Annotated in this window: 3 protein-coding genes and 1 pseudogene; 3 read left to right on the top strand and 1 reads right to left on the bottom strand. The window is 71.2% G+C overall.

The features are described 5' to 3' along the window. Positions 1-196: 196 nt before the first annotated feature. Positions 197-679, top strand: coding sequence for a hypothetical protein (locus OO48_RS33765; RefSeq protein ID WP_033223421.1), 483 nt, complete (start codon positions 197-199; stop codon positions 677-679). Here the strand turns inward: OO48_RS33765 and OO48_RS34750 are convergent. Next, positions 672-1878 (bottom strand): annotated as a pseudogene (locus OO48_RS34750) (IS110 family RNA-guided transposase). The gene OO48_RS33765 and the pseudogene OO48_RS34750 overlap by 8 nt on opposite strands. 394 nt (positions 1879-2272) lie before the next feature. Between OO48_RS34750 and OO48_RS33755 the strand changes: the two are divergent. Together OO48_RS33755 and OO48_RS38760 are read left to right on the top strand one after the other, a co-directional pair. Further along, positions 2273-2668 (top strand): VOC family protein, encoded by a 396-nt coding sequence (locus OO48_RS33755; protein WP_051733395.1) that lies wholly within the window; start codon positions 2273-2275, stop codon positions 2666-2668. A 156-nt stretch (positions 2669-2824) separates the two neighbouring features. After that, a partial coding sequence (locus OO48_RS38760) for a hypothetical protein (protein ID WP_209439594.1) occupies positions 2825-3155 on the top strand: 331 nt, incomplete at its 3' end.

Raw genomic sequence — 3155 nt, 5'->3', positions numbered from 1 at the left:
GCCGATGGTACTGCAGGGGGGACCCTGTGGGAGAGTAGGACGCCGCCGAACAATCTTTCAGAGAAAGGGCCCCAGCCGTCAGGCTGGGGCCCTTTCTGCGTTTCCGGATCCGCAGGGTCGGACGGAGGGGAAACGCGACGGGGTTCATCAAGGGAATCGGGCTGCGTTCGGGCGGGTGGCCAGGCAGCATGGCGGGATGCCGGATCTGCTGTGGGACGACGTCAGGAACTTCTTCGACCCTGACCTGATGGGGTCGCTGCCGGATGCGCGGGTCGCAGACACCTCGGTCGAGGACTGGCAGGCGGTGCTTGATCTGGTGCGATCGCAGGGGTGGCCGTGCGAGTACTCCGAGGACGGCGTCGTGGCTCGGCTGCCGCGAGCTGCGGACATGCTGGTCCGCAGCTCGGGCGCCGACGCACTGTTGAGGGCCTGGCCCGCCGCTGGATTCCTGGTGATCTTTCGAGCATATGAGGCCAGCTCGATCGACTTCGATGTTGATCTGCGGGAACTGCCGGGCCAGGACGGCGTCGATCTGCTGTGCCGTCTGCTTCGGACGATCGGGCGCCGGCTCGGCAAGCCGGTGACGTTGAGTCCGGAGTCTGACCCGCTCCACCCAGTTCTAAGGTTCGATCCTGCGGCCGACCGCGTAGTGCTGCTGGCGGATCCGCACGTTAGCTGACTGCCTTGGCCGGCCGGGACTCATAGAAGGTCCCGTCGCGAAGCATCGCGAACAGGACGTCGACCCGGCGCCTGGCCAGGCAGAGGAGTGCCTGGGTGTGTCGCTTCCCCTGGCCGATCTTCTTGTCGTAGTAGGCGCGGGAGGCCGGGTCGCCGAGCGAGGCGAACGCGGCCAGGAAGAACGCCCGTTTCAGCTGCTTGTTGCCCCGGCGGGACGGTTGCTCGCCGCGTATGGAGGGGCCGGAACTGCGGGTCGCCGGGGCGAGCCCGGCGTAGGAGGCGAGGTGGGCGGCGGTCGGGAAGGCGCTCGCGGCGCCGACGTCGATCAGGACCCGGGCGCAGGTCCGGGCCCCGATGCCGGGCATGGATCTGAGGACCTTCGACAGCGGGTGCTCGTCCAAGAGCTCCTGGATGCACTTCTCCAGGAGTTTTCGCTGGTCGAGGACGGCTCGTAGTGAGCCGGCCAGGCTCGGCACGATCGGCGCGGCCGCCTCGGTGCCCGGGACGACCACGGTCTGCTCGTCGAGCGCGGTGAGGATCTCCTCGATCAGGCGCTCAGCCATCCGCGGAGCCTTCGGCCGGGCCAGGCTCAGCAAGCGGTGGCGCCCGGCCTTGTGCAGAGCGGCCGGGGAGCCGAACCGCTCCAGCAAGGTCAGGACACGCCGGGTGGTCCAGTCGCGGTCCGAGCACGCGTTCCAGGTGGGGGTGGATCTGGGCCAGCAGTCCGCGCAGGCGGTTGGCGATGCGGGTCGCCTCGCCGGCGAGGTCGTCGTCGAAGCCGACGATCATCTCCAGCTCGGCGATGGTCTCGTCGGTGAGCTCGATGCCGCGCGGGGTGTGCGGCATGGTGCGGGCGGCGTCCGCGATGACGAAGGCGTCGCGGACGTCGGTCTTGGCCTCGCCAGGGTAGAGGTCGGCGATCTGGCGCATCGTCAACCCGGGCAGGTAGGCAACGCGGCAGCCGGCGTCCCGGGCGACCGCCAGCGGCAGGGCTCCGATGGAAGCCGGCTGGTCGATCACGACCAGGACCGTGCCGTGCTTGGCGGTGAGCTTGTCCAAGACGGCGCGCATCTTGGGCTCGCTGTTCGGCAGCCGCTCGTCGAAGACCCGCTTGCCGACCCGGGTCACCGCGGTCCCGTGGTGCTCGCCCTTGCCGACATCCAGGCCGAGGGAGGCGTCCACATCGCCGGTGTCGATCACGCTGGTTCCTTACGAGGTCGTGCTGTCCGGCCTTGTCGGCGTGGCACCAGTCGCCGGCGTCCACGTTACGAAGAGCCTCCCAGCACGCTGGTGGTCCTGCCTCTATCAGCGGTCTACCGATGCCTCCGGCCCGGTGAGACCACTCCCCGGATCATGCGAACTACAGGGGGGAACAGTCATGCCGGACCGGAGGCCGGGAGCCCCCGTTGCGGGGCCACGAAGAAGGTAACGGGGGTTCACCGGGGTGTGGGTGGCGGTGGCGGTGGTGCCGCAGTGGGGGTGAGCGGCGGGTGGGGGCGGAGTGGTGTGTTCCGGGGGTGGGCGGGTGCGGGATCTTCTAGGCTCGCCTTCCCACCGGTTCGGTCCGGCGGGTTCGTACGGAAGGGACGTCGGCGTGCTGCTCGGTCTTCGGACGGTCATTCATCCTGCGGGGGACCTCGCTGCGGCGAAGGCGTGGTGGAGTTCGGTGCTGGGGGTGGAGCCGTACTTCGACGAGCCGTTCTACGTGGGGTTCAACGTGGGTGGCTACGAGTTGGGGCTCGATCCGAACGGTGATCCGGCGGTCGGGCCGGTGTCGTACTGGGGCGTGCGGGACGTCGACGCGGCGGTGGCGCGGTTCGCGGCGGCGGGGGCGGTGGTGCGGGAGCAGGTGCAGGAGGTGGGCGGCGGGATCCGGGTGGGGACGGTGATCGAGCCTTCGGGGGCGGTGGTCGGGCTGATCGAGAACCCGCACTTCGTGCTGCCGGAGGACGGGGCGGACGGCGGCGAGGGCGAGGGTCCGGGTCGCTGAGGGGCGGGACGGGTGGGTCACCACGGGTGGTGGGTGCTGGGGGCGGTGCCCGGTGGGGCCGCGGCGGCGGTGCGCTGGCCGGGGCGCCCGGCGGGGGCGGGTGAGCGCTTGGCGTGGTGGCGGGAGCACTCGGGGGCCGGCCGGGACGAGTTGCGGGTGTTGTTCGAGTCGTGGGGGCACGAGGACGACGACGAACTCGAGGCCGTCCGCTGGGAGTTGCTGGGGATGCTGGAGGGCCGCCCGGAGCGGGAGCGTTGGCTGCTCGGGCTGCGGAAGGCGTTCCCGTTCCACGCGTTGGCGTTCGCGCTGGGGCCGGACGGGGTGGAGCGGCTGCCCGGCTGGGGTGGGGAGTTCGTCTGGGACGCCGGGCGGGTGCGGGACCGGCTGCCGGAGGTGGAGGCGGTGCTGGGGGTGACCGGTGCGGCGCGGGAGGCGGCGTTCGGGCGGGCGGCGGAGTGGCTGGCGGCGTACGGGGGCGGCGGAGGGG

The organism is Kitasatospora phosalacinea (assembly GCF_000716545.1).
In the GTDB taxonomy this organism is placed as follows: domain Bacteria; phylum Actinomycetota; class Actinomycetes; order Streptomycetales; family Streptomycetaceae; genus Kitasatospora; species Kitasatospora phosalacinea.
Note: the sequence above shows the minus strand (reverse complement) of the source record. Positions and strands in the feature narration are given on the sequence as shown.